The 19,860-nt window shown below is 33.4% G+C and carries 22 protein-coding genes and 1 riboswitch; of the genes, 9 read left to right on the forward strand and 13 right to left on the reverse strand.

Going from position 1 to position 19,860, the window contains the following annotated elements; all coding sequences use genetic code 11:
• The 6 genes from AABM59_RS05120 to AABM59_RS05145 are packed head-to-tail and all read right to left on the reverse strand — an operon-like array spanning nt 1 to nt 5,029.
• Nucleotides 1-1,419, reverse strand: a complete 1,419-nt coding sequence (locus tag AABM59_RS05120) for an SDR family oxidoreductase (RefSeq protein WP_338407901.1) — start codon at nt 1,417-1,419, stop codon at nt 1-3.
• Between the two features lie 22 nt (nt 1,420-1,441).
• Nucleotides 1,442-2,056, reverse strand: coding sequence for a GTP cyclohydrolase I FolE (gene folE, locus AABM59_RS05125; RefSeq protein ID WP_338407902.1), 615 nt, complete (start codon nt 2,054-2,056; stop codon nt 1,442-1,444).
• A gap of 33 nt (nt 2,057-2,089) precedes the next feature.
• Nucleotides 2,090-2,773, reverse strand: a complete 684-nt coding sequence (locus tag AABM59_RS05130; protein ID WP_338407903.1) for an SDR family oxidoreductase — start codon at nt 2,771-2,773, stop codon at nt 2,090-2,092.
• 11 nt (nt 2,774-2,784) lie between these two features.
• Nucleotides 2,785-3,063, reverse strand: coding sequence for a TIGR03643 family protein (locus tag AABM59_RS05135; protein ID WP_338407904.1), 279 nt, complete (start codon nt 3,061-3,063; stop codon nt 2,785-2,787).
• Between the two features lie 2 nt (nt 3,064-3,065).
• A complete protein-coding gene (locus tag AABM59_RS05140; protein WP_338407905.1) occupies nt 3,066-4,370 on the reverse strand; it encodes an AarF/UbiB family protein in 1,305 nt (434 codons plus the stop codon).
• Complete coding sequence (locus AABM59_RS05145; protein ID WP_338407906.1) at nt 4,370-5,029, reverse strand: TetR family transcriptional regulator C-terminal domain-containing protein; 660 nt, start codon at nt 5,027-5,029, stop codon at nt 4,370-4,372. Before AABM59_RS05145 ends, AABM59_RS05140 begins: the two co-directional genes overlap by 1 nt.
• A 120-nt stretch (nt 5,030-5,149) precedes the next feature.
• Between AABM59_RS05145 and AABM59_RS05150 the strand changes: the two genes are divergently transcribed.
• The gene (locus AABM59_RS05150; protein ID WP_338407907.1) at nt 5,150-6,064 is read left to right on the forward strand and encodes a TIGR01777 family oxidoreductase; all 915 of its coding nucleotides are present in this window, start codon (nt 5,150-5,152) and stop codon (nt 6,062-6,064) included.
• A gap of 2 nt (nt 6,065-6,066) precedes the next feature.
• Here AABM59_RS05150 and AABM59_RS05155 read toward each other — a convergent pair whose 3' ends face one another.
• From AABM59_RS05155 to rmuC, 3 genes are all read right to left on the reverse strand, one after another.
• Nucleotides 6,067-6,264, reverse strand: a complete 198-nt coding sequence (locus tag AABM59_RS05155; protein WP_338407908.1) for a YceI family protein — start codon at nt 6,262-6,264, stop codon at nt 6,067-6,069.
• 10 nt (nt 6,265-6,274) lie between these two features.
• Entirely contained in the window at nt 6,275-6,532 is a 258-nt protein-coding gene (locus tag AABM59_RS05160; RefSeq protein ID WP_338407909.1) for a hypothetical protein, read from the reverse strand.
• Between the two features lie 168 nt (nt 6,533-6,700).
• Nucleotides 6,701-8,038, reverse strand: coding sequence for a DNA recombination protein RmuC (rmuC, locus tag AABM59_RS05165; protein WP_338407910.1), 1,338 nt, complete (start codon nt 8,036-8,038; stop codon nt 6,701-6,703).
• Between the two features lie 189 nt (nt 8,039-8,227).
• Between rmuC and AABM59_RS05170 the strand changes: the two genes are divergently transcribed.
• The 3 genes from AABM59_RS05170 (at nt 8,228) to AABM59_RS05180 (ending at nt 10,588) form a co-directional block, all read left to right on the forward strand.
• On the forward strand, nt 8,228-9,460 hold the full coding sequence (locus AABM59_RS05170; RefSeq protein ID WP_338407911.1) for an ectonucleotide pyrophosphatase/phosphodiesterase: 1,233 nt from the start codon (nt 8,228-8,230) through the stop codon (nt 9,458-9,460).
• A gap of 87 nt (nt 9,461-9,547) precedes the next feature.
• Nucleotides 9,548-10,117: a pseudouridine synthase gene (locus tag AABM59_RS05175; RefSeq protein ID WP_338407912.1), complete on the forward strand. Its 570-nt coding sequence runs from the start codon at nt 9,548-9,550 to the stop codon at nt 10,115-10,117.
• A gap of 15 nt (nt 10,118-10,132) precedes the next feature.
• On the forward strand, nt 10,133-10,588 hold the full coding sequence (locus AABM59_RS05180) for a tRNA (cytidine(34)-2'-O)-methyltransferase (RefSeq protein WP_338407913.1): 456 nt from the start codon (nt 10,133-10,135) through the stop codon (nt 10,586-10,588).
• Between the two features lie 75 nt (nt 10,589-10,663).
• On the opposite strand, the gene AABM59_RS05185 is transcribed toward AABM59_RS05180, so the two are convergent.
• The 3 genes from AABM59_RS05185 to AABM59_RS05195 are packed head-to-tail and all read right to left on the reverse strand — an operon-like array spanning nt 10,664 to nt 13,618.
• Nucleotides 10,664-11,446, reverse strand: coding sequence for an ABC transporter ATP-binding protein (locus tag AABM59_RS05185; protein WP_338407914.1), 783 nt, complete (start codon nt 11,444-11,446; stop codon nt 10,664-10,666).
• A complete protein-coding gene (locus AABM59_RS05190; protein WP_338407915.1) occupies nt 11,446-12,477 on the reverse strand; it encodes an iron ABC transporter permease in 1,032 nt (343 codons plus the stop codon). Before AABM59_RS05190 ends, AABM59_RS05185 begins: the two co-directional genes overlap by 1 nt.
• A gap of 1 nt (nt 12,478) precedes the next feature.
• Nucleotides 12,479-13,618: an ABC transporter substrate-binding protein gene (locus tag AABM59_RS05195; RefSeq protein WP_338407916.1), complete on the reverse strand. Its 1,140-nt coding sequence runs from the start codon at nt 13,616-13,618 to the stop codon at nt 12,479-12,481.
• Nucleotides 13,619-13,704: 86 nt separating this feature from the next.
• A riboswitch (cobalamin riboswitch) is annotated at nt 13,705-13,975 on the forward strand.
• A 79-nt stretch (nt 13,976-14,054) separates the two neighbouring features.
• Between AABM59_RS05195 and AABM59_RS05200 the strand changes: the two genes are divergently transcribed.
• Nucleotides 14,055-15,995 (forward strand): TonB-dependent receptor, encoded by a 1,941-nt coding sequence (locus tag AABM59_RS05200; protein ID WP_338407917.1) that lies wholly within the window; start codon nt 14,055-14,057, stop codon nt 15,993-15,995.
• Between the two features lie 68 nt (nt 15,996-16,063).
• On the opposite strand, the gene AABM59_RS05205 is transcribed toward AABM59_RS05200, so the two are convergent.
• On the reverse strand, nt 16,064-17,515 hold the full coding sequence (locus tag AABM59_RS05205) for a S41 family peptidase (protein WP_338407918.1): 1,452 nt from the start codon (nt 17,513-17,515) through the stop codon (nt 16,064-16,066).
• Between the two features lie 121 nt (nt 17,516-17,636).
• Here AABM59_RS05205 and AABM59_RS05210 point away from each other — a divergent pair, with 121 nt between their 5' ends.
• Genes AABM59_RS05210 through AABM59_RS05225 form a run of 4 tightly spaced genes read left to right on the forward strand, consistent with a single transcriptional unit; the run spans nt 17,637 to nt 19,654 of the window.
• Complete coding sequence (locus AABM59_RS05210; protein WP_338407919.1) at nt 17,637-18,146, forward strand: sigma-70 family RNA polymerase sigma factor; 510 nt, start codon at nt 17,637-17,639, stop codon at nt 18,144-18,146.
• Nucleotides 18,133-18,567 carry a hypothetical protein gene (locus AABM59_RS05215; protein WP_338407920.1) on the forward strand — a complete coding sequence of 145 codons (435 nt, stop codon included), beginning with the start codon at nt 18,133-18,135 and terminating at the stop codon, nt 18,565-18,567. The genes AABM59_RS05210 and AABM59_RS05215 overlap by 14 nt, the downstream gene beginning before the upstream one ends.
• A gap of 18 nt (nt 18,568-18,585) precedes the next feature.
• Nucleotides 18,586-19,116: a DUF4252 domain-containing protein gene (locus AABM59_RS05220; protein WP_338407921.1), complete on the forward strand. Its 531-nt coding sequence runs from the start codon at nt 18,586-18,588 to the stop codon at nt 19,114-19,116.
• Nucleotide 19,117: 1 nt separating this feature from the next.
• Nucleotides 19,118-19,654, forward strand: coding sequence for a DUF4252 domain-containing protein (locus AABM59_RS05225; RefSeq protein WP_338407922.1), 537 nt, complete (start codon nt 19,118-19,120; stop codon nt 19,652-19,654).
• The last annotated feature ends 206 nt before the right edge of the window (nt 19,655-19,860 follow it).

The following is a 19,860-nucleotide window of genomic DNA, read 5'->3' on the forward strand; positions in this document are numbered from 1 at the left end:
TTATTTGATTAATTTATTCAACATACCATTGAAAATAAAACCATGAAATGGCAAAACCGAATACCAATAAATTTTCCCCAAAATTCCCTTGGGTTTAAATGTTGCAGATTGATATAATGTGTTATGAATAATTTTAAACTCGAGCCAAGCCTCTCCGGGTAATTTCATTTCGGCATATAAAACTAATTTACCCTGCTCTTTGTTTGCAATTAAAACCCTCCAGAAATCTAACACATCACCAGGATGAATCTCATGTTTATTTGTTCTTCCTCTGCGGGAACCTACACCACCAAACATTTTATCAATAAATCCGCGAAAACTCCAAAGCCAATCTGCATAATACCAACCCGTTTCTCCGCCAATTGACCAAATTCTTTCGATTGTAAAATCCCTGTTTATAATTTCTTTTTTTCGGCGGTCAATGTAACAACCTTTCTTAGGAACCTTAAGGAATTCAGAAATATTACTACTAAATCGGCCGCTAACTAAGGAATCTTTCCAACTCGAAGCTACCTTATTTTCATCGACTTTTATCAAAGCTCTTGATAAAGCTTGTTCGTAAGTCATTGGTTTTAAGCCTAACAATTCATTTATTTCATTGTTTTTACAAACCACTTCTACTTTCATACTACTGACTAATGCGGAGGCCAATTTATAGGAAGTTGAAGTCACAAAATACAACCAATACGATGATAATTTAGGCGTCATTACTGGTACAGTAATAATCCATCTTTTTAATTTTTTTGCTTTTGCAAAACCCAAAAGCATTTCTTTATAGGTTAGAATATCGGGACCGCCAATGTCAAAATTTTTATTATAAGTGACCCGATTGTTTAGTGATTTAGTTAAAAATTCGAGTACATCATTGATGCCAATCGGCTGGCATTTAGTGTTCAACCATCTAGGAGTTATCATAATTGGAAGTTTATAAATTAAATCCCTGATAATTTCGAAAGAGGCACTACCAGAACCCACAATAATTCCTGCCCTTAAAGTTGTCAATGCAAATTTTCCAGTACTTAAAACATCTTCCACTTTTTTTCTAGAGGATAAATGTTTCGAAAGGGATTTGTCATTTACAATTCCGCTCAAATAAACAACTTGTTTTCCAGTTGTTTGGTTCATTCTATGAACAAAATTTTCTGCCGAAATTTTTTCTAACTCATCATAATTATTAGCGGAACTTGACATCGAATGGATCAAATAATATCCGGCTTCTATGTCATTTGGAATAACTTCTAAAGTTTGAATTTTGAGAAAATCGACTTCAATTATTTTAATTTTTGATAAAAATTCTTCTGGACAATAAAACCTGTTTTTATCTCTTACACAACAAACCACTTCGTGACCTTCCGCTATTAAAATAGGCAATAGTCGCTTCCCGATATATCCTGTTGCGCCTGTTAAGAGAATTTTCATTTTTTTATTTGTCTTATTAAATTCAACTTAATTTATTGGAAACCAAACTAATAAATTCTTTTCTGGTTTTGTCTTTTTCGAATGAACCCGTAAAAGAAGATGTTGTGGTAACCGAATTTTGTTTTTGAATGCCACGCATGCACATACACATATGCTGTGCTTCAATAACTACAGCAACACCTAGCGGGTTTAGAGCCTCTTGAATACAATCTTTTATCTGATCCGTAAGTCTTTCCTGAACTTGCATTCTTCTAGAAAAGGCATCAACTACTCTTGGAATTTTACTCAACCCAACAATTTTTCCATTCGGAATATATGCTATATGTGCCTTTCCAAAAAAGGGCAACATATGATGTTCGCACATTGAGTATACTTCAATATCTTTTACAACAATCATTTGTTTGTGGTTCTCTGTGAAAACGGCTGATTTTAGAATTTCTAGAGGATACAATCCATAACCGTGAGTTAAATATTGCATCGCTTTTGCAGCTCTTTCTGGAGTTTTTTCAAGGCCTTCTCTGTAAATGTTTTCTCCTAGATTTTCTATTATTGATTTGTAATTTTCAGCGATTACGGCAGTTGTTTCAGTATCGTATTTTTCTATTTTTTCGTACCCTTTTATTTGTTTTGCTATCATTTTTTATATCTTTATTAAACTTGTTTTATTTATTTATATTTTAAAAGTAACTATACCATAGTCCATTTCGAATACCTGTCCCGAGATAGATTTTGCATTTTTCGAAATGAGAAAGTTAACCATATTTGCCACTTCTTCTGCCTTTAAATAACTTTTCATCGGATGGCGTTCCATCATGTTTTCTTTCATCTTGTCATTTCTTAAAATACCTGCAGACAGTGAAGTTTCGGTGATAGTAGGCGCTATTGCATTGATACGCACAAGTGATGCTAATTCTGCCCCAAGAGATTTTACTAAGCCTTCAACTCCTCCTTTCGCTGTGGCAATACTAGCATGAAAAGGCATCCCTAATTTTACGGCAACGGTACTGAATAGAATAATTGATGGATTTATTCCTTTCTTCAATATCGGTAAATATTTTTGAATTGCTTTTACGGCACCAATGACATTGATTTCGAAATCATTTCTAAAATCATCGATGCTTAAACTTCCGATGGGTTTCAAATTAATAGAGCCCGGACAATAAATCAAGGTGTCAATAGCTGCTATTTCTGGTAGTGAATCATTCAAAACATCAACAGTAAAATGGGTCAGGTTTGGATGTGAAATATCCGGAGCATTTCTACTAATATTGTAAATCAAGTTTGTTTCTAATTGTTGCAACAAAATGGCACTTCCTATTCCTTTGCTACCACCAATTATTAGTATGTTTTTCATGTCTTTATTTATTATCTCTTTGAAATTTTGTTGTTGTTAATTTGTCTTTGCATGCTGCATTTAAATCGACCTTGTCTAAAATTCCTTAATTTTTCGTGTTTTGTTTTTCGTCCTTGCACTCTTTCTCGCCACATTCTAAAGCTGGAAGGTTTCATTTCGATTCGCATTAAATCGATAACTTCCTGTTCTTTTAATCCAAATTGCAACAAAATGGAATCGAATGTAGTTCGGTCTTCCCATGCCATTTCTATAATTCTGTCTTTATCTATATCAGAGAGTTCTTTTTTCAAGGCTAATATTTTAGATACTGGTTTACCACAATTTTGACTTTCAAATCAAACATCAAATTATACAATCCAAAAAAAGTTCGATTCATGTATATAAAATGTTTAGACCCTCTATTTCCATTCATTTTGCGTAGATTGGGATCTTTTGAAAACCGTTCTCCTAATTGCGCAATATTTTTAAAAAATTCTTCATCTGAAAAATCAAATGTTTGGGTTTGAAATGGTTTGGTAAATAGGGATAATAAATCATAAAACATTTGGGTAAAATATTCGATTTCTTCTTTAGAATCGTCCACTCTAAGAATTTCTAATTCGAATAATTTAGTGCTAAATAGTTTTTTGTTGTCAATAACCTCCTTGTTTATTAATTCAAAATAGGGAACGTAGAATTCATTTGGAATTTCTTTCATACATCCAAAATCAAGTGCAACCAATTGATTTTCTTGGTTTACCAAAAAATTACCTGGATGCGGATCAGCATGAACTTTTCTTAAAACATGAATTTGATACATATAAAAATCCCATAATGCCTGACCAATTTTGTTTGCAATTCCTGAATTAGAATTTATTTTGGTAAACTCTGACAGATGAATTCCTGTCATCCAATCCATTGTAATTATTTTATCAGAAGAATATTTAGGATAGTAATTTGGAAATATTAGATTCTCGATTTTATCACAAGCTTTCGCCACTTCCTGACTTTGTTTAAGTTCTAAAATATAGTTAGTTTCTTCGATTAATTTATCTTCTACTTCCTTGAAATACTTGACGGAATCTTTGCCTTGAAGATTAAACATTCGGGTTGCTATGGGCTTTACTAAGGCTAAATCGGAGGAAATGCTATTGGCAACACCAGGATATTGAATTTTAACAGCAAGTTTTTTGTTGTCTTTTGTAGCCAAATGAACTTGTCCAATACTTGCTGCGTTAACGGAATTCGCATTGAAATCATCAAAGATTTCATATGGGCTTTTGCCGAAATTATTCTTGAATGTTTTTAACACTAAAGGAGCAGAAAGTGGAGGTACAGAAAATTGTGATAAAGAAAACTTTTCTACATAAGCTTGTGGTAGAAAACTTTTGTCCATGCTCAACATTTGCGCTACTTTCAGTGCACTTCCTTTTAAATTTTTAAGCCCATCATAAATATCTTCAGCATTGTTTTCATTAAGTTTATCACGATTCATTTCTGGATTTACCATTTTCTCCCCGTAATACTTTAAGTAATTCACTCCAACTTTTGCACCTGTTTGAACTAATTTTGTTGCTCTTTCTATTTTTGAAGTAGGAATGTAGTCTATGGTTTTCATTATATATTTTGAATTTTTTCTTTGTAAATAAATTTACCAAAATCAATTAAACTATCTAGGGGTGCACTATTCATTAATTCGAAACTTAGCTTTACTGATTTTTCTATATAGATGTCCGTTTTTTCAAAAGCAGGAGATTCATCGCTTAACCAGAATTTTAGTGTCATTAAAAGTTGAATCCATGCCGTTTCCTGAAGTGCCTTTTTTTGAAAAATTTGAATTTTTTCGTTTTTCATTAACTCTTGATTTGAGTATATTTCCAAAACGTATTGCCTAAAACCACTTTTTAAACTAGAAAGCTGTGTTAAGTTTTTAAGTGGGTTTTGATGTTCTTTCAAACTCATTGTTACATAACTTCTATTAGCAGACAAAATTTCGAAAAATGTAAAATAAAAACTAAGCATTTTAGATTTTGTGTCATAACTTTCATAGTTGCTATCTTTCTGAATCAATTCTAATGTTTTTTCTAAAAATATTTTAAAAACTTCTTTTTCAAGATTTTCAACATTTGCGAAATACGAATAAAATATTGTTTCATCAAAACTATTTGTTTTTGCAAATTGATAAACGGATTTAAGCTTACCAATATTCTCCAATCTAAAGTTCATATACATTGAAGCAATTTTGTCTTTTGTAATTGTTGATTTTTTAGCACCCATTTTTCTTGTTTTAAATTAGGCAATAAAGATACGTAATGTTTAACCATATATTAAATAAGTTAAACAAAATAAAATGTTAATGTTTTAAATATCATTTAAAATGGTTAATTTTGTATTGCTATGAAAAAAAATGTTTTAATAAGTGGAGGTTCTGGGTTTATAGGTAAGCAATTGACTCATTTGTTGCTAGCTAATGGATTTTCTGTTTCTATCTTGAGTAGAAGTGATAAACAAAATACTTTAAATATAACCTATTATAAATGGGATATTGATAGTCTTTATATTGATGAAAATTCCGTTTTAAATGCGGATTATATCATTCATCTAGCCGGTGAAAATATTGCCGAAAAAAGATGGACGACAACCCGAAAAAGACAAATTATTGAAAGTAGAGAACAATCTATCCAATTAATTTATACTGTTTTAAATAAGGAAGATAAAAAACTTGACGCTTTTATTTCGGCTTCTGGAGTCGGAATTTATGGTGCAATAAACGGCGGGGAAATTTGTACAGAAGAAACACCTTCGGTCAACGATTTTTTGGGTTTAACTTGTCAAAAATGGGAAGCTGCCGCTGACACTATTGAAAGTCTAGGTATTCGAACTGTTAAAATTAGAACTGGATTGGTATTAGGAAAGGAGGATGGATTTTTAAAAAAAATGATACCCGTTTTTAAATTGAAGTTGGGTTCCGCCTTAGGTTCCGGGAAACAATATATGCCTTGGATTCATATCGATGATTTGTGTGCTATTTATTTAGAAGCGTTATACAATAAAAAAATGAATGGAGCTTATAATGCTGCAATAGCAGATGACACAACAAATTCTATTTTTTCTAAAACATTAGCAAAATTTTATGATTATTCTATTTGGTTGCCTAATGTCCCCGATTTTTTATTAAAACTAGTATTAGGAGAAATGGCTAAAATCATACTCACGGGAAGAAGAGTTTCTTCTGATAAAATCGAAAAATTAGGATTTCAATTGCAATTTAAAAATCTAGAAAAAGCCCTTAGGGATTGTTTGAAAGTTTAAGTTTACTGTAATAAATAATTAGTTTCAATATTAACCATATCCGCCACTTTCATGCTCAAAACACTTGGTATTTTAATTTTAAAATCATTTGTTTCTATAATAAAATTAGAAATAATTTCTAAAGCATTAGCTACTTTTCTAAGAAAAATAGGTGTGGTAAATTCCTTTTTCTTTCCATGCATTTCTAGCTTGCCTTTCATTTTAAATTCTTTAGGCGAAATTCCAATTAAAACCTGTAATTCTTCCTTTAAAAAGAGCTTTTGGATAACAATCACTTTCCAAATAATGTTCGTTAAAATGCTCTTCCGTTAAAGCGATTTTGAAATAAAAATTTTTGATAATAGCTACGCTGTTGATTTCTCCAGTTTTTATATTTAAAACACATTGTACAGATTCGTTTGACGTCTTAGCTTCTTCAAATAAAGGGATAGAAGCTTCAAAAGATATGTTTCCTTTATTGATAATCATTTCGTTTTGAGCATTACTATTGTTCGATATGAACAACAGCAATAGGAATGTAATTTCCTTTATTTTAGTGCTAAATTTAATCTTTAAAGGTTTTTTTTGCACAATACAATAAAATAAAAAAATTCATACAAAAAGAATTATTAACTAGAATAGATAACTTTGCAAATTTTATATATTTTTTACATTGGAACGATTCAAGATGTTTTCTGGCAGAGACTTTTTGGCTTTAGCTCCCATTTTTTTTAATTTTTCGACACTTGTGATTAGATTTCCTTTTCCATCCACGAGCTTGTTCATTGCTCCTTGATATTCTATTTTACTTTCGTCTATTTTCTTTCCAACTTTAATTAAATCGGCGACAAAACCTTCAAATTTATCATATAAAGCTCCCGCTTGGCGCGCAATTTCAAAAGCATTTTCCTGTTGTTTTTGGTTGGCCCACATGCTGTCAATTGTTCGTAATGTTGCTAATAAAGTAGAAGGGGTTACAATTACTATGTTTTTTTCGAAAGCTTTGTTGTATAATGTCGTGTCTTCGTTTAATGCCATTGCAAAAGCGGGTTCCATCGGAATGAAAAGCAACACAAAATCAGGACTTTCTATCTGGTATAAATCGTGATAATTTTTTTCGCCCAATTGATCCACGTGGCGTTTTATTGAATTTACGTGCTCTTTTAAATAGCCATTTTTCAAGCTATCATCCTCTTCATTAATGTATTTTTCATAAGCTGTCAAGGACACTTTTGAATCGACAATCATCTTTTTACCGTCGGGAAGATTGATAACTACATCAGGAAAAACCCTTTGTCCGCCCTCATTGGTGTGCGATTGTTGTACAGAATATTCCCGGTCTTTTTCTAGTCCAGATTTTTCAAGTACCCGTTCCAGGACTAGCTCGCCCCAATTTCCCTGCATCTTGCTATCTCCCTTTAATGCTTTGGTCAAGTTTAAGGTTTCTTTGCTCATTTGAGCATTCATTTCACTCAGACCAATAATTTGTTGGCGTAAAGCCGCGTGATAATCAATGCTTTCCTTATGTGTGTCTTCGACTTTCTTCTCGAATAACTGAATTTTATCTTGTAAAGGCGAAAGAATATTTTTCATATTCTCCTTATTTTGCTCTGTAAATTTGCTTGATTTTTCGTCTAGGATTTTATTAGCTAGATTCTCAAACTCCTTTGTGAACTTTTCCTGAAGTTTTTCAACTTCTTCTTTTTGTTCTTTGTTGCGTTGCCAAAGATTTTCAAAATCGACTTCCTTCTTTATCAATTGAATGTTTATCGCTTCTTTTTCGTTGCGTATACTTTCCTTTTCTTGAACGCTTTGTTTCAGCTGTTTCTCTAAAGCCACTTTTTCGGTTAGAGATTGCTCTTTTAAATCATTCAATTTTTCTTCAAGAAATTTTTTTTCGGATTTAGATTTGGTTAAAAACAGTAGTTTTCCAATGAAAATACCTATAGCTAGAACGATAATAAATAACAGTAAAAATGGAAGAATATTAGACATAAAAAAGATGTTTTATTGTAGAAAGTAAAAGTAAGGAATATTATTAATTTAAGAATGCATAAGGGGATAATTTGAAGAATGTATTTTTTGGAATACCTAATGAGAGTTCTAAATAAAATGATTTGAAGATTTGTTAATGAAAAAAATTAAAGTTAACGATATATTTGTAGTGTACTTTAAAATTTGAATATGAAAAAAGAAGCTCTTACAGGAATCAATAGGAAGATTATAAAAAAGCTATTTGTATTTTTAATGTTGATTAATTTTGGGTTGGTATTTAGCCAAGATTCTGATAAACCATATGTAGTCTTGGTTTCCTTAGATGGTTTTCGATGGGACTATCCAAAATATTTTGTAACTCCAAACTTAAATGCCATAGCTAAAGTGGGTGTGCATGCAAAATCTATGAAACCTTCCTATCCTACTAAAACTTTCCCCAACCATTATTCTATAGTAACAGGTTTGTATCCAGATCATCACGGAATAATCAATAATAGTTTTTATGATCCTTTGCTCCAAAAAAAATTTTCCTTATCGAGCGCTGCAAAAAACGACGCCCAGTTTTATGGTGGCAATCCCATTTGGAATGTCGCCGAACAACAAGGTTTAAAAACAGCTTCCTTTTTTTGGCCAGGATCAGAAACTGGTGATAAAAGCCCAAGTATTTATAAAAAATATGACGAAACTGTTCCGTATGCCAATAGAATAAATTCAGTGATTGACTGGTTAAATCTTCCCGAAATAGAGCGGCCTCACTTAATCACGCTTTATTTTGATGAGCCGGACAATACCGGGCATACATTTGGCCCTATGTCGGTAGAAAACGGAAAAATTGTAGCTAAGATGGATTCAATTATTGGAGTTTTAGTTCGTAAACTAGATGCATTACCTATTGGAAATAAAATAAATTTAATTGTAGTTTCTGATCATGGTATGGCCAATATATCCGATTCTAAAAAAGTAACTCTTTTAGAATATTTAAAACCAAATTGGGTAGGATATCATCAAGTAATCAATCCCATTATGAGTATCCAGGCCAAAGAAGGATATAAGGATTCTATCGCTCACGCTTTAAAAAAAGTACCACATATAAAGTTTTGGGCAACTAAAGATTTACCTAAAAGATTCCATTATGGAAGTAATCCTAGGGTTTTGGATTTTGTAATTGAAGCTCAAAAAAATTATAGTTTGGTTAGTAGTATAAACCAAAAAACAGTTGGTGGTACCCACGGATATGATAATTGTAATAAAGATATGCATGCGATTTTTTATGCCAAAGGCCCCAACTTTAAGAAGGATAAAAAAACTGGTACATTTCAAAATGTGAGTATCTACCCATTGATTGCGGCTATTCTGGGATTGCAAATCGAAAAAGTAGATGGGAGTTTACAGGAAGTGAAATCATTATTACGAAATAAGTAATATTTTTAGAATTGAAAGGTTTTTATTAGAATAACAAGAAATGGAAACTGTAAATTTGCAACCAATTATTAGAACTAGTATCTCAAAATGTTATACCGCCATTTCATCATTCACAAACCCTATGGCTATTTAAGCCAGTTTATTTATGAGCTCAAAAGGAAAAAGAAGCTTTTAGGGGAATTATACAATTTTCCTGAACGCACAATGGCTATTGGTCGTCTTGATGAGGATTCCGAAGGGTTATTGTTGCTCACCACAGATGGTAAAATGAGCGAAATCGTGCGCAGCAAAAAAGTAGATAAAGAATATTATGTTCAAGTTGACGGGATTATAAATCAAGATGCCATCGAGAAAATAAAAAATGGTGTCGAAATAGGTTTCAACGGCACAAAATACATAACCAAACCTTGCGATTCTTTTATCATCAATGAAATTCCCGCTTTTGGCGCAAGAGAAAAAAAAATAAGAGACGAACGTCATGGTCCCACTTCTTGGACTTCCATCACAGTCAATGAAGGAAAGTTTCGCCAAGTTCGGAAAATGACCGCAGCGGTAGGTTTTCCAACCTTGCGATTGGTACGCGTTCGAATAGGAAACGTCCATTTAAATGATTTGCAAGCCGGAGAAGTGGTTGAAGTTGAAAGTTTCGAAATATAAAAATTCAAAATAAAAATGTTAAACATTGTTCTTGTAGAACCCGAAATCCCCAATAATACTGGAAACATTGGTCGTTTGTGTGTAGGCACCGAAAGCCGTTTGCACCTGATTCACCCTTTTGGGTTTGTCATTAATGATAAAAACCTGAAACGCTCCGGATTGGATTATTGGGTCCATTTAGACGCTACTGAATATCTAAATATCGAAGAATGGATAGCCCAAATTCTAGACAAGTCTAGAGTATTCTTAATGAGTTCTCATGCCGAAAAATCGTATTTAGAAAATGATTTTCAGGATGGCGATTGGTTGGTTTTTGGCAAAGAAAGCGTGGGTTTGAGCGAAGAGGTTTTGAATCGATTCGAAAATCATCTTACGATTCCTATGTCGAATTTAATTAGAAGTTTTAATATTGCAAATTCGGTTGCGTTTGTTATTGGCGAAGCAAAACGACAGATTGCTATTGGTAAATAGCTGTTGGCAGTGTTTAAAATAAATATTTGGTTTTTAAAACTTTTAAAACTTCCCGCTTCCTTTTTGTCTTTGCGGTTAAGTTATCACGAACTTCCCTTTTTTACTATCAAAAACAATGTTTTCGTCTTTGAACAAAGTGTTGAAGCTTCCCTTTGTAATCAAATTACAAGGTTGGTCCTGAACAACATTTTCGGGAGTCATAATAATCATTTCGTCGCTCAATTGAATTGCCATATCAATATCATGAGTCGAGAATAGAATACACTTTCCAGTTTCTTGAGTTAGTTTTTTTAACAGTTTAAAAAGCACTACTTTGTGTAGTAAATCCAAGTGGGTTGTGGGTTCGTCCAAAATTATTAAAGGTGTGTCTTGCGCCAAAGCTCTTGCAATCAAGACGATTTGTAGTTGTCCATCACTGATTTCATAATGTTTTTTGGATGCTAAATGACCAATTTGGGTGAGCTCGATTGCTTCATTTATTTTTGTAAAATCATTGTCGGTCAACTTGCCAATCCAATTTGTATAGGGCTGTCTTCCTAAAGCAATAAGTTCAAAAACAGTCAAGTTGCTTGGAGGTAATTTTTCGGTCAAAACAACACTTAGGTTTTGTGCTAAAATCAAGGAGTCTAGTTCGTGAATGTTCTTTTCATTCAACAAAACAGTTCCAGAAAGAGGTTTCTGTATTCCTGTAATGGTTTTTAAAAGGGTTGATTTTCCAATACCATTGGCACCAATTAATGAAATTAGTTTACCTTTTTTTAAATTTAGGTTTAAATTTCCGGCAATGGTTGTTGTTTCGCTTTTGGTTGTATAACCAATACTTAAATTTGAAGTTTGTAAGATGCTATTGTTTTCCATTAGTTCATCATTTTACGTTTTCGAACTAACAACCAAATCACAATAGGAGCTCCAAAAACAGAAGTTACAGCATTAATAGGCAGCGTAATATCGCTTCCCGGAAGTTGCGAAATACTGTCACAAATAAGCATAATAATCGCTCCAAAAAGCAAGCTGCTCCAGAACAAAATGTTGTGATTGCTAGTTTGGAAAACTAGCTTGGCTATATGAGGAACCGCCAATCCAATAAAAGCAATTGGTCCTGCATAAGCGGTGATGCTTCCCGCCAAAATACTGGTGGCAAAGATGATAATCAATCGGATTCTCTTATAATTCATCCCTAAACTTCTAGCATAGTTTTCTCCTAAAAGTAACGCGTTCAGTGGCTTGACACTGAGAAGACTCAAAAGCAAACCAATTGCTACACAAATGGACAAAATGAGTAGTGAAGACCAAGATAAATTTCCAAGGTTTCCCAAGGACCAAAAAGTAAATTTTTGTAATTGTTCTGCGGTGCTAAAATAAGTAAGTGTGCCTACGATGGCACTAGTTAAACTTCCGAACATCAACCCGACAATTAGTATTGCCATTGTATCTCTCAGCTTTTGAGAAACTACCAAAACCGCTAATAAAACCAGAAAACTGCCCAAACTGGATGCCAAAACAATTCCGTAGGAGGAAAGTAAAAAAGAAGCCAAAGATAGAGGTAAAAATGTTGCGCCCAGGATAACTGTTGCCACGCCCAAACTTGCGCCAGAACTTAACCCTAAAACGTAAGGCCCAGCCAATGGATTTCGGAATAAAGTTTGCATCAACAATCCGCTGATGGATAGCCCCATTCCAACGATAATCGAAGTGATAGCCTTGGGTAATCGATAATCGATGATGATGTATTGCCAAGTTTCCTTAGTTGAATTTCCTCCCGTAATACTATTGAAAACCTCTTTTATTGGAATAGAAACCGAACCCAAACTTATGTTAATGATAAACAAGAAGATCACTCCGATGATTAGGATAGTAAAAAGAATAGTATTTTGTTTGGTGTTCATCAATTTATTCTAATTTATGGAAGAAATAAAGTTTATGATTCGGCAATAATTCCGGATGGAAAATTTTAATCAAATCTTTTAAAACCCAGTCGGGACGAGTAGAGGCCCATTCGAAATAAATGATTCCAGCTGTTGCTCCTTTATTTACCGCATACGAATATACTTTTTTATTTTTAAATGAATGAAACTGGCTGTAATGCGGATTGCTGTCGGTCATTTCTTTTAATGTCGAAAAATCCCCAGGAGCAATCCAGAATTCGGCATTTTGTGCTTTTTCCAATATGGATTCAAAAGGCACAGATAAACTCCCGGTTCCTTTGGAGTTTTTCCATAAATAATCAGATTGTGCATCTTTCAAAAATAGAGAAGCCCAGCTCTCACCTTGTGGTACGAACCATTGATTTTGATACATTGCCCCGCAGAGTACTGTGGGTTTTATCGTGAATTTTTTTACCAAAGCCAGAGTAGAATTGTATGCGGTTTCAATATTTGAAAATACCCTATTTGACTTGGAATCCAATCCGTATAATGCCCCAAAAAACTTAATCCATTCCGCTTTTCCAAGTGGAGATTGTTCCGTCCAATCGCCGTTAATCATTACTTTTAAGCCGCTTTTTTGTAGATTATCCAAGGTTGGATTGCTGTCATTTAAACCAAAACTGATAATAACGTCAGGTTTCATATCGATTAAAACTTCGGTGTTCAGACTTTCATTCGACCCCACTTCGCGCACTTTTCCCGCATCAATTAATACTCGAGTTTTCTCGGAAGAAATGTAATTTGTGTTTGGAAAGCCAACCAAAGTGTTTTCGACTCCCAATAATTCCAATGCTGGAATATGGGTGGTCGAAGTCACAACAATCGATTTTATGGGAATTGGAATAACGGTGAATTTCTTTAAACTATCAGGAATAATTCCGTTTTTTTCTTGAAGAATGTAGGTAAAACTTTCTTTGGCTTCAGGCCAAGGATTCGTTATTTTTACTATCGTAAAGCCTTTGTGTTTGTATATTTCCAAACCTTTGGCATGCTGAATTTTATTTTTTGTATTTGATTTTTTCTCAGAAATGAAGTCGTTTTGTTTACATCCATTTAATAGAAATACAGATAAAAATAGAATAGCACGGAGAAAAACAGATTTCATAGAAACACTTTTGAAATAGATATGCAAAGGTATATTTATTCTTTTTTAAAAATCATTTTTATTTTTTTATTCAAATCTTAGAATTACATTTGCAGCTGTATTGAGGTTGCTGTTTTTAATTTTAAAACGGCATTAAAAGGGAAGAGAGTGATTGAAGATTGATGATTAACGATTTTTGATTTCAGATTTAAATCCGAAATCATTATTCAAAAATCAAAATTCAAAAATCTTACGCTGTACCCGCAACTGTAAGCTATTCAGCTTGTTGTTATCTACAAAACCACTGTCCTGAATATGGATGGGAAGGTAAACAACAAGACGCAAGCCAGGAGACCTGCCTAATACACTGAGTATCAAACTTTCGGGAAAAAAGGTTTGGGTATGGGTCATTCTATGCTTTTCTCCCATTTTTTATTATTAAAAATATTTTACTAAAATGAACAACAAAATCGTTCGTATCAGTGCGTTATTCGTGCTGATGACCAACTGTGTTTTTGCGCAGCAAAAAGACGGAATTGCATCGGGAACTCAACTGGATGAAGTAGTAATTTCGGATTCAAAATTCGCTTTACCAAAAGAAAAGTCTGGAAAAATTATCACCAAAATCACTTCTGAAGACTTAAAAAAGAGGGAAGGACAAAGCATTGCGGCCATTCTGAGTTCGGTTGTGGGTATCGAAATTAATGGTAGTCAAAGTGTAGCCGGAAAAAATTTAGGGTACTACATTCGAGGCGGAAAAAATAATCAGGTGCTTATTCTCATTGACGGAATTCCGGTTACCGATGCTTCTGGAATTAGTTTAGAATATGATTTGCGTTTGCTTCCAGCGAACCAAGTCGAAAGTATCGAAATTATGAAAGGAGCCGCCAGCACTTTATACGGAACAGGTGCTGCGACTGGAGTGATCAATATCACTTTGAAAAAATCAGGCAAAAAATCCATTGCGGGAAATGCTTTTTTTAATGCAGGAACTAACAACACCGCTTTAACTTCAAAGACGAGTCTTCAAGATTTTAGCCAAGGTTTTTCGGTAAACGGAAACCTGAAAAAAATTAATTATTTTGCCTCTTTGAATAGTACCGAGACTAATGGAATGTCACAAATTGCTCCGCCAATTGAGAACGGCAATTATGAAGAGGATCAATTTTCGAGGATCAATTATTTGGCCAAGTTGGGTTATAAAGCCACCGATAAATTGACGTTGGATTTCTTTGGAAATTTTGACAAGATCAACAATGATTATGATGGTGGTTTTGACAATACAGGAACAAATGACACCCCTTTGAATCATTCAAATACCGAACAATTTCGCTTTGGCTTTATGCCAAAATACAAATACAATAATGGACAATTTATCCTGAATTCAAGTTTCAATACACTATCTCGTGCTTATGATGAATTGGATAGTTATTCTGGAACTGTTGGGTTTTCTCAATACGATTCTAGAAGTGTGAATATTGACGGTTTTAATAAATACAATTTTTCTAAGTCTTTGTTTTTGGTGACTGGAGCACAATACCAGTTTTTTGATATGAGCAGCGGAACGCCTTATGGAAGCATTGCGAAAGAAAATGCTAAAATCAATATGATCGATCCTTATGTTACGGGTTTATTTACTTCGGATTTTGGTTTGAATTTGAATGCAGGAGCACGATTAAACATTCATAGTGAATACGGGAATCAGTTAGTTTATAACTTGAATCCTTCTTATGATTTTAAAGCTATTCCATTTAAAATATTGGCTTCTTACAGCACGGCTTTCGTGACGCCAAGTTTATATCAGTTGTATTCGGAATACGGAAATACGGCTTTGACACCAGAGAAAAACAGTACGATTGAAGCGGGTTTCGAAACGCAACTTTTGGATAAAAGGCTTCGATTTTCGGCCGTAGGATTTTATCGGGAACAAAATAATTTCATTGGATTTTCTTCCGATTATAAATACATTAACATCGACGGAATGAATAAAGCCAAAGGTGTAGAAACGGAGATCACTTTTACTATAAACGAAAATATTAAATGGATTTCTAATTACACTTTTACGCAAGTTGATGAAGCCTTGGACGGATTGATTCCAAAGCATAAATTGAATTCCTCATTCGATTTGCAAATGTGTAAGAGAGCCTTTTTAAACGTAAATTATCAATATGTCGATGGTAGAAAAGATGCTTTCTTTGACGGGAATTTGTATACAACACAAAAAATAGTTTTGGGTTCATACCAATTGATAAACTCTACAGTTCGATATGAATTGGTAAAAAACCGAATGACAATTTTTGGAATAGTTAACAATATTTTGAAGGCTGATTTTGTTGAAAACGTAGGTTATAGTTCACTTGGACGAAACTTCAAATTGGGGTTGAATATCAATTTATAATTCCGAAAACAGTTTATACAAAAAAAGGCTTTCAGTGATGAAAGCCTTTTTTTTGTATTTTACTTTTTCTATTCTAAAGCTTTCAATAATCCTTCGGGAGCTTTTTCAAGATACATTTGGTTTTGTATGCCGTTTATAGATTTTGTGTCTAGGAAATAGTCAAACTGCATTCCTGTAATTGGCTGAGCTATTTTTCTAGTTCCGTTGATTTTTCCAATGGCCAAGCTCAATAAAGGCTCAGCCGAATTACCTAGAACTCCAAGGCTGCTAAGGTTTTCGGCAAGCGAAAAAGTTGGAGTTAAGCCACTTTGATAATCTCCAAAACCAGCTCCATTTACTATTTTTAGAACAAGAGGTTGCATCGCATAACGGTGGTTTGGGTTTCTGTTTGTCTTTCCAAAATCAGGGGAATCATACAAAGTTACGGAGCCAACATTTTTGCCAACAGTTATGTCACCAATTTGAACAACCGTCACATAAGGGATCAATCCGTTTATTACTAGTTCACTTGCTGATGCAGTTCCTTTAGAAGTTAGAATATAAACCTTAGTCATATTCAAGCTATTAATAGGAGTAGTTCCTATTTTGTCGGTAAATAAATTTTTCAATGATTCCGGGTCGTTGGAGTCAAAATAGGATTCGATTTTTGCATTCCATTGTTGTTTTGCAAATACTTGTCCTGTAAATTGCCCAGTAATCATACTTGCTAATCGGGCGGAAGTTTGTATTGAGCCACCTCCATTGTATCTTAAATCTAGAACTAGATCAGTAATTCCTTGTGATTTTAATGTTCCAAAGGCATCGTTTAATTGGGTGTCATAATTAGAATAAAATCCATTGTACATTAAATATCCTATTTTATGAGAACCAGAATTGATTACGGTATTTACTAAAATTGGATTTTCATCCAAAACGGTTTTTGTTAAAGTAATATTTTTTCCATTTGGTGTAAATGCGCCACTATTTATATCGGCTAAATTTAAAGTATAATCATTATTTGAACCAAACAACAATGCTTGGTAGTTGCTAACGGTAAGTTGCGTTCCATCTACACCATAAAAAACATCACCACGATGAATGTCTTTGGTTGAGGCATTCGAATTTGGAATAATATAACGAACCCAGCCAATTATTTCTGTAGATCCAGATGATTTATAACTTAATCCAAAATCTACTCCATTGTTATTGGTTGATCCTTGAAGTTGTCCTTCTAAAACTAAATAATCATCTACAATCCAGCTGAATCTATCGATTGTTTTATCGACCCTTAAAGCATCAAACAATTTTTCAGGAACAGGATATCCTGATAAAAAGGCATTGAGTTGGGTTTGGTTTGCAAATCGGTCGTCGGCTAAATTAGGAACGTCAGCTTGCCACAAGTAATACAAGTTTAGTCCTTTCCAGATGAAGTTTTGAATTTCTAAATTATTTGGTGTCGCTACATCATCATTGTCTTGACAACTTTGGAAAGTAAAAGTGACTAAAAGGAATGCAATTATAAATTTGAATGTTGTTTTCATATTTTGGTTTTGATAATAAACTAACGCAAAAATACCAACTTTAGTTTTATTTTATAAACTTTGTAACAAAAATAAATTAGTTTCGTCTTTAATGTATTAACTGCTCTAATAAATATTTTATATGAACCAAAACGAGTTTGTGAAGTTGATCACTCCTTTCAAAGACAAAGTCTTTCGACTGGCCAAGCGATTGCTCATAAGCACGGAGGAAGCCGAGGACGCAACCCAAGAAGTTTTGGTGAAATTATGGAGCCGAAATTCGAGTTTGGATGATTATAATAATCTGGAAGCTTTTGCGATGACGATAACTAAGAACTATTGTTTGGATCAGTTAAAATCTAAAAGAGCAGGAAATCTTAAAATTGTTCATACTAATTTCGATAATAAGGCGCCAAGTTCTGATAAAATATTGGAAGGCAAAGACAGTCTCGATTGGGTCGAAAAAATAATCGATCAATTGCCAGAACAACAACGGCTTATTATTCAATTGCGAGATATTGAACAATACGAATTTGTAGAAATTGCAAAAATAATGGATATGAATGAAACGGCGATTCGCGTGGCGCTTTCAAGAGCAAGGAAAACAATTAGAGAATTTATGATAAAAACACACAGTTATGGAATTGGATAAAATAGAAATTCTATTAGAAAATTACTTTCGGGGAGACACTAGTGTTGCTGAGGAAATTGAATTAAAAAATTACTTTTCGTCACTGAATGTTGCACAGCATTTGGAACAATACAAACCTATTTTTGGTTATTTTTCTTTGACAAAAGAGCAAAAAATTCCATTAAAATCTATAAAGCAAAACAGAATGTGGTTGTCTATCGCAGCTTCAATTGTTGTTTTACTGGGAATAACAACTTTTACGTATGTCAATTATTTTAATGCTAGTCAGGATCAAAATCTTGGAACATATCACAATCCTGAAATTGCTTTTAGGGAAACGCAAAGAGCATTATCAATGTTATCAAGCCAAGTCAACGTGGGTATAGGAAGTGTGCAATACATTCAAGAATACAATAATTCAAAAAACTTAATTTTTAAATAACAATAAACACCATAAAAAATGAAAAATTTTGTAATAACACTAGTATTAGCATTGGTTTCAAATGCCTTTTTTGCCCAAGCGACCTTCGATAAATTCGACGGACAAGACGATGTAACTTCGATTATCGTCAACAAAAAAATGTTCGAATTAATGAGTAAAGTCAAGGTGGATGCTTCTGATAAGGAATCACAGCAATACATGAATTTGATAAAGAAATTAGACAATCTTAAAGTTTTTACTACCAGCAGTGTCAGAGTTACTGCCGATATGAAAGCAGCAGCAAACAAATATGTTAAGAGCGCAGGGTTAGAGGAATTGATGCGTATAAATAACAATGGGAAAAACATTCGGATACTGATAAAATCTGGCGCAAGCGATAGTCAAATTAAAGAACTTTTGATGTTTATTGAAGGAGCTAGCAAGGAAAATCAGACAATATTGATGTCGTTAACGGGCGATTTCGACTTGAATGAAATCGCTATTCTTACCGATAAAATGCGAATTCCTGGCGGTGATGATTTAAAAAAAGCCACTAAAGCTAGAAAATAAGATGAAACTAATATATAGCATTGTAGCATTCTTTAGCTTGTTTTTGGTAAGCTGCGGTTCTGATCCTTCGTTGCAAAAGTACTTTGTTGAAAACACTGAAAACAAGAATTTCATCGCCCTAGATGTTTCTCCAAGCATTTTGAACGTTGACAAAACAAAATTGTCAGTGGAGCAAAGTAATGCCTTGCAATCTTTCGATAAAATGAATATTTTGGCTTTTAAAATCAACGACACGAACAAGGTGCAATTTGAAACCGAACACACCAAAGTCAACCTGATTTTAAAGAACTCTAAATTCCAACAGTTGATGAAATATGGTTCCGGAAAAGAAGGTGCCTCTGTGAGTTATGTAGGTTCTGATAATCATATTAATGAATTTGTTCTGTTTGCCAATAAAAAAGATGTTGGTTTTGCCTTAGTTCGGATTTTGGGCAAGGATATGAATCCAACGAATATTATGACCATGATTTCAGTTCTTAAAAGTTCGAATATCGATATGGAACAGTTGAAGCCATTGCAGGAATTATTGAAGAAATAAAAAGATTTTTTAGCTTATAATTCCCAACGTAATGGATAATGCAGCATCCGCTTTGAAAACAAAAAAGACATTAAAAACAGTTTAAGCAAGCTTACTATTTTTCATGTCTTTTTTGTTTATTCGTGACCACGGCGGGGACAAAACACTTATATTTCCTAATATTTGAATACGCTATAAAGCCTTTAAAAATAAGGCTTTTTTATTTT

The sequence above is a fragment of the uncultured Flavobacterium sp. genome (genome assembly GCF_963925185.1).
Lineage (GTDB): Bacteria > Bacteroidota > Bacteroidia > Flavobacteriales > Flavobacteriaceae > Flavobacterium.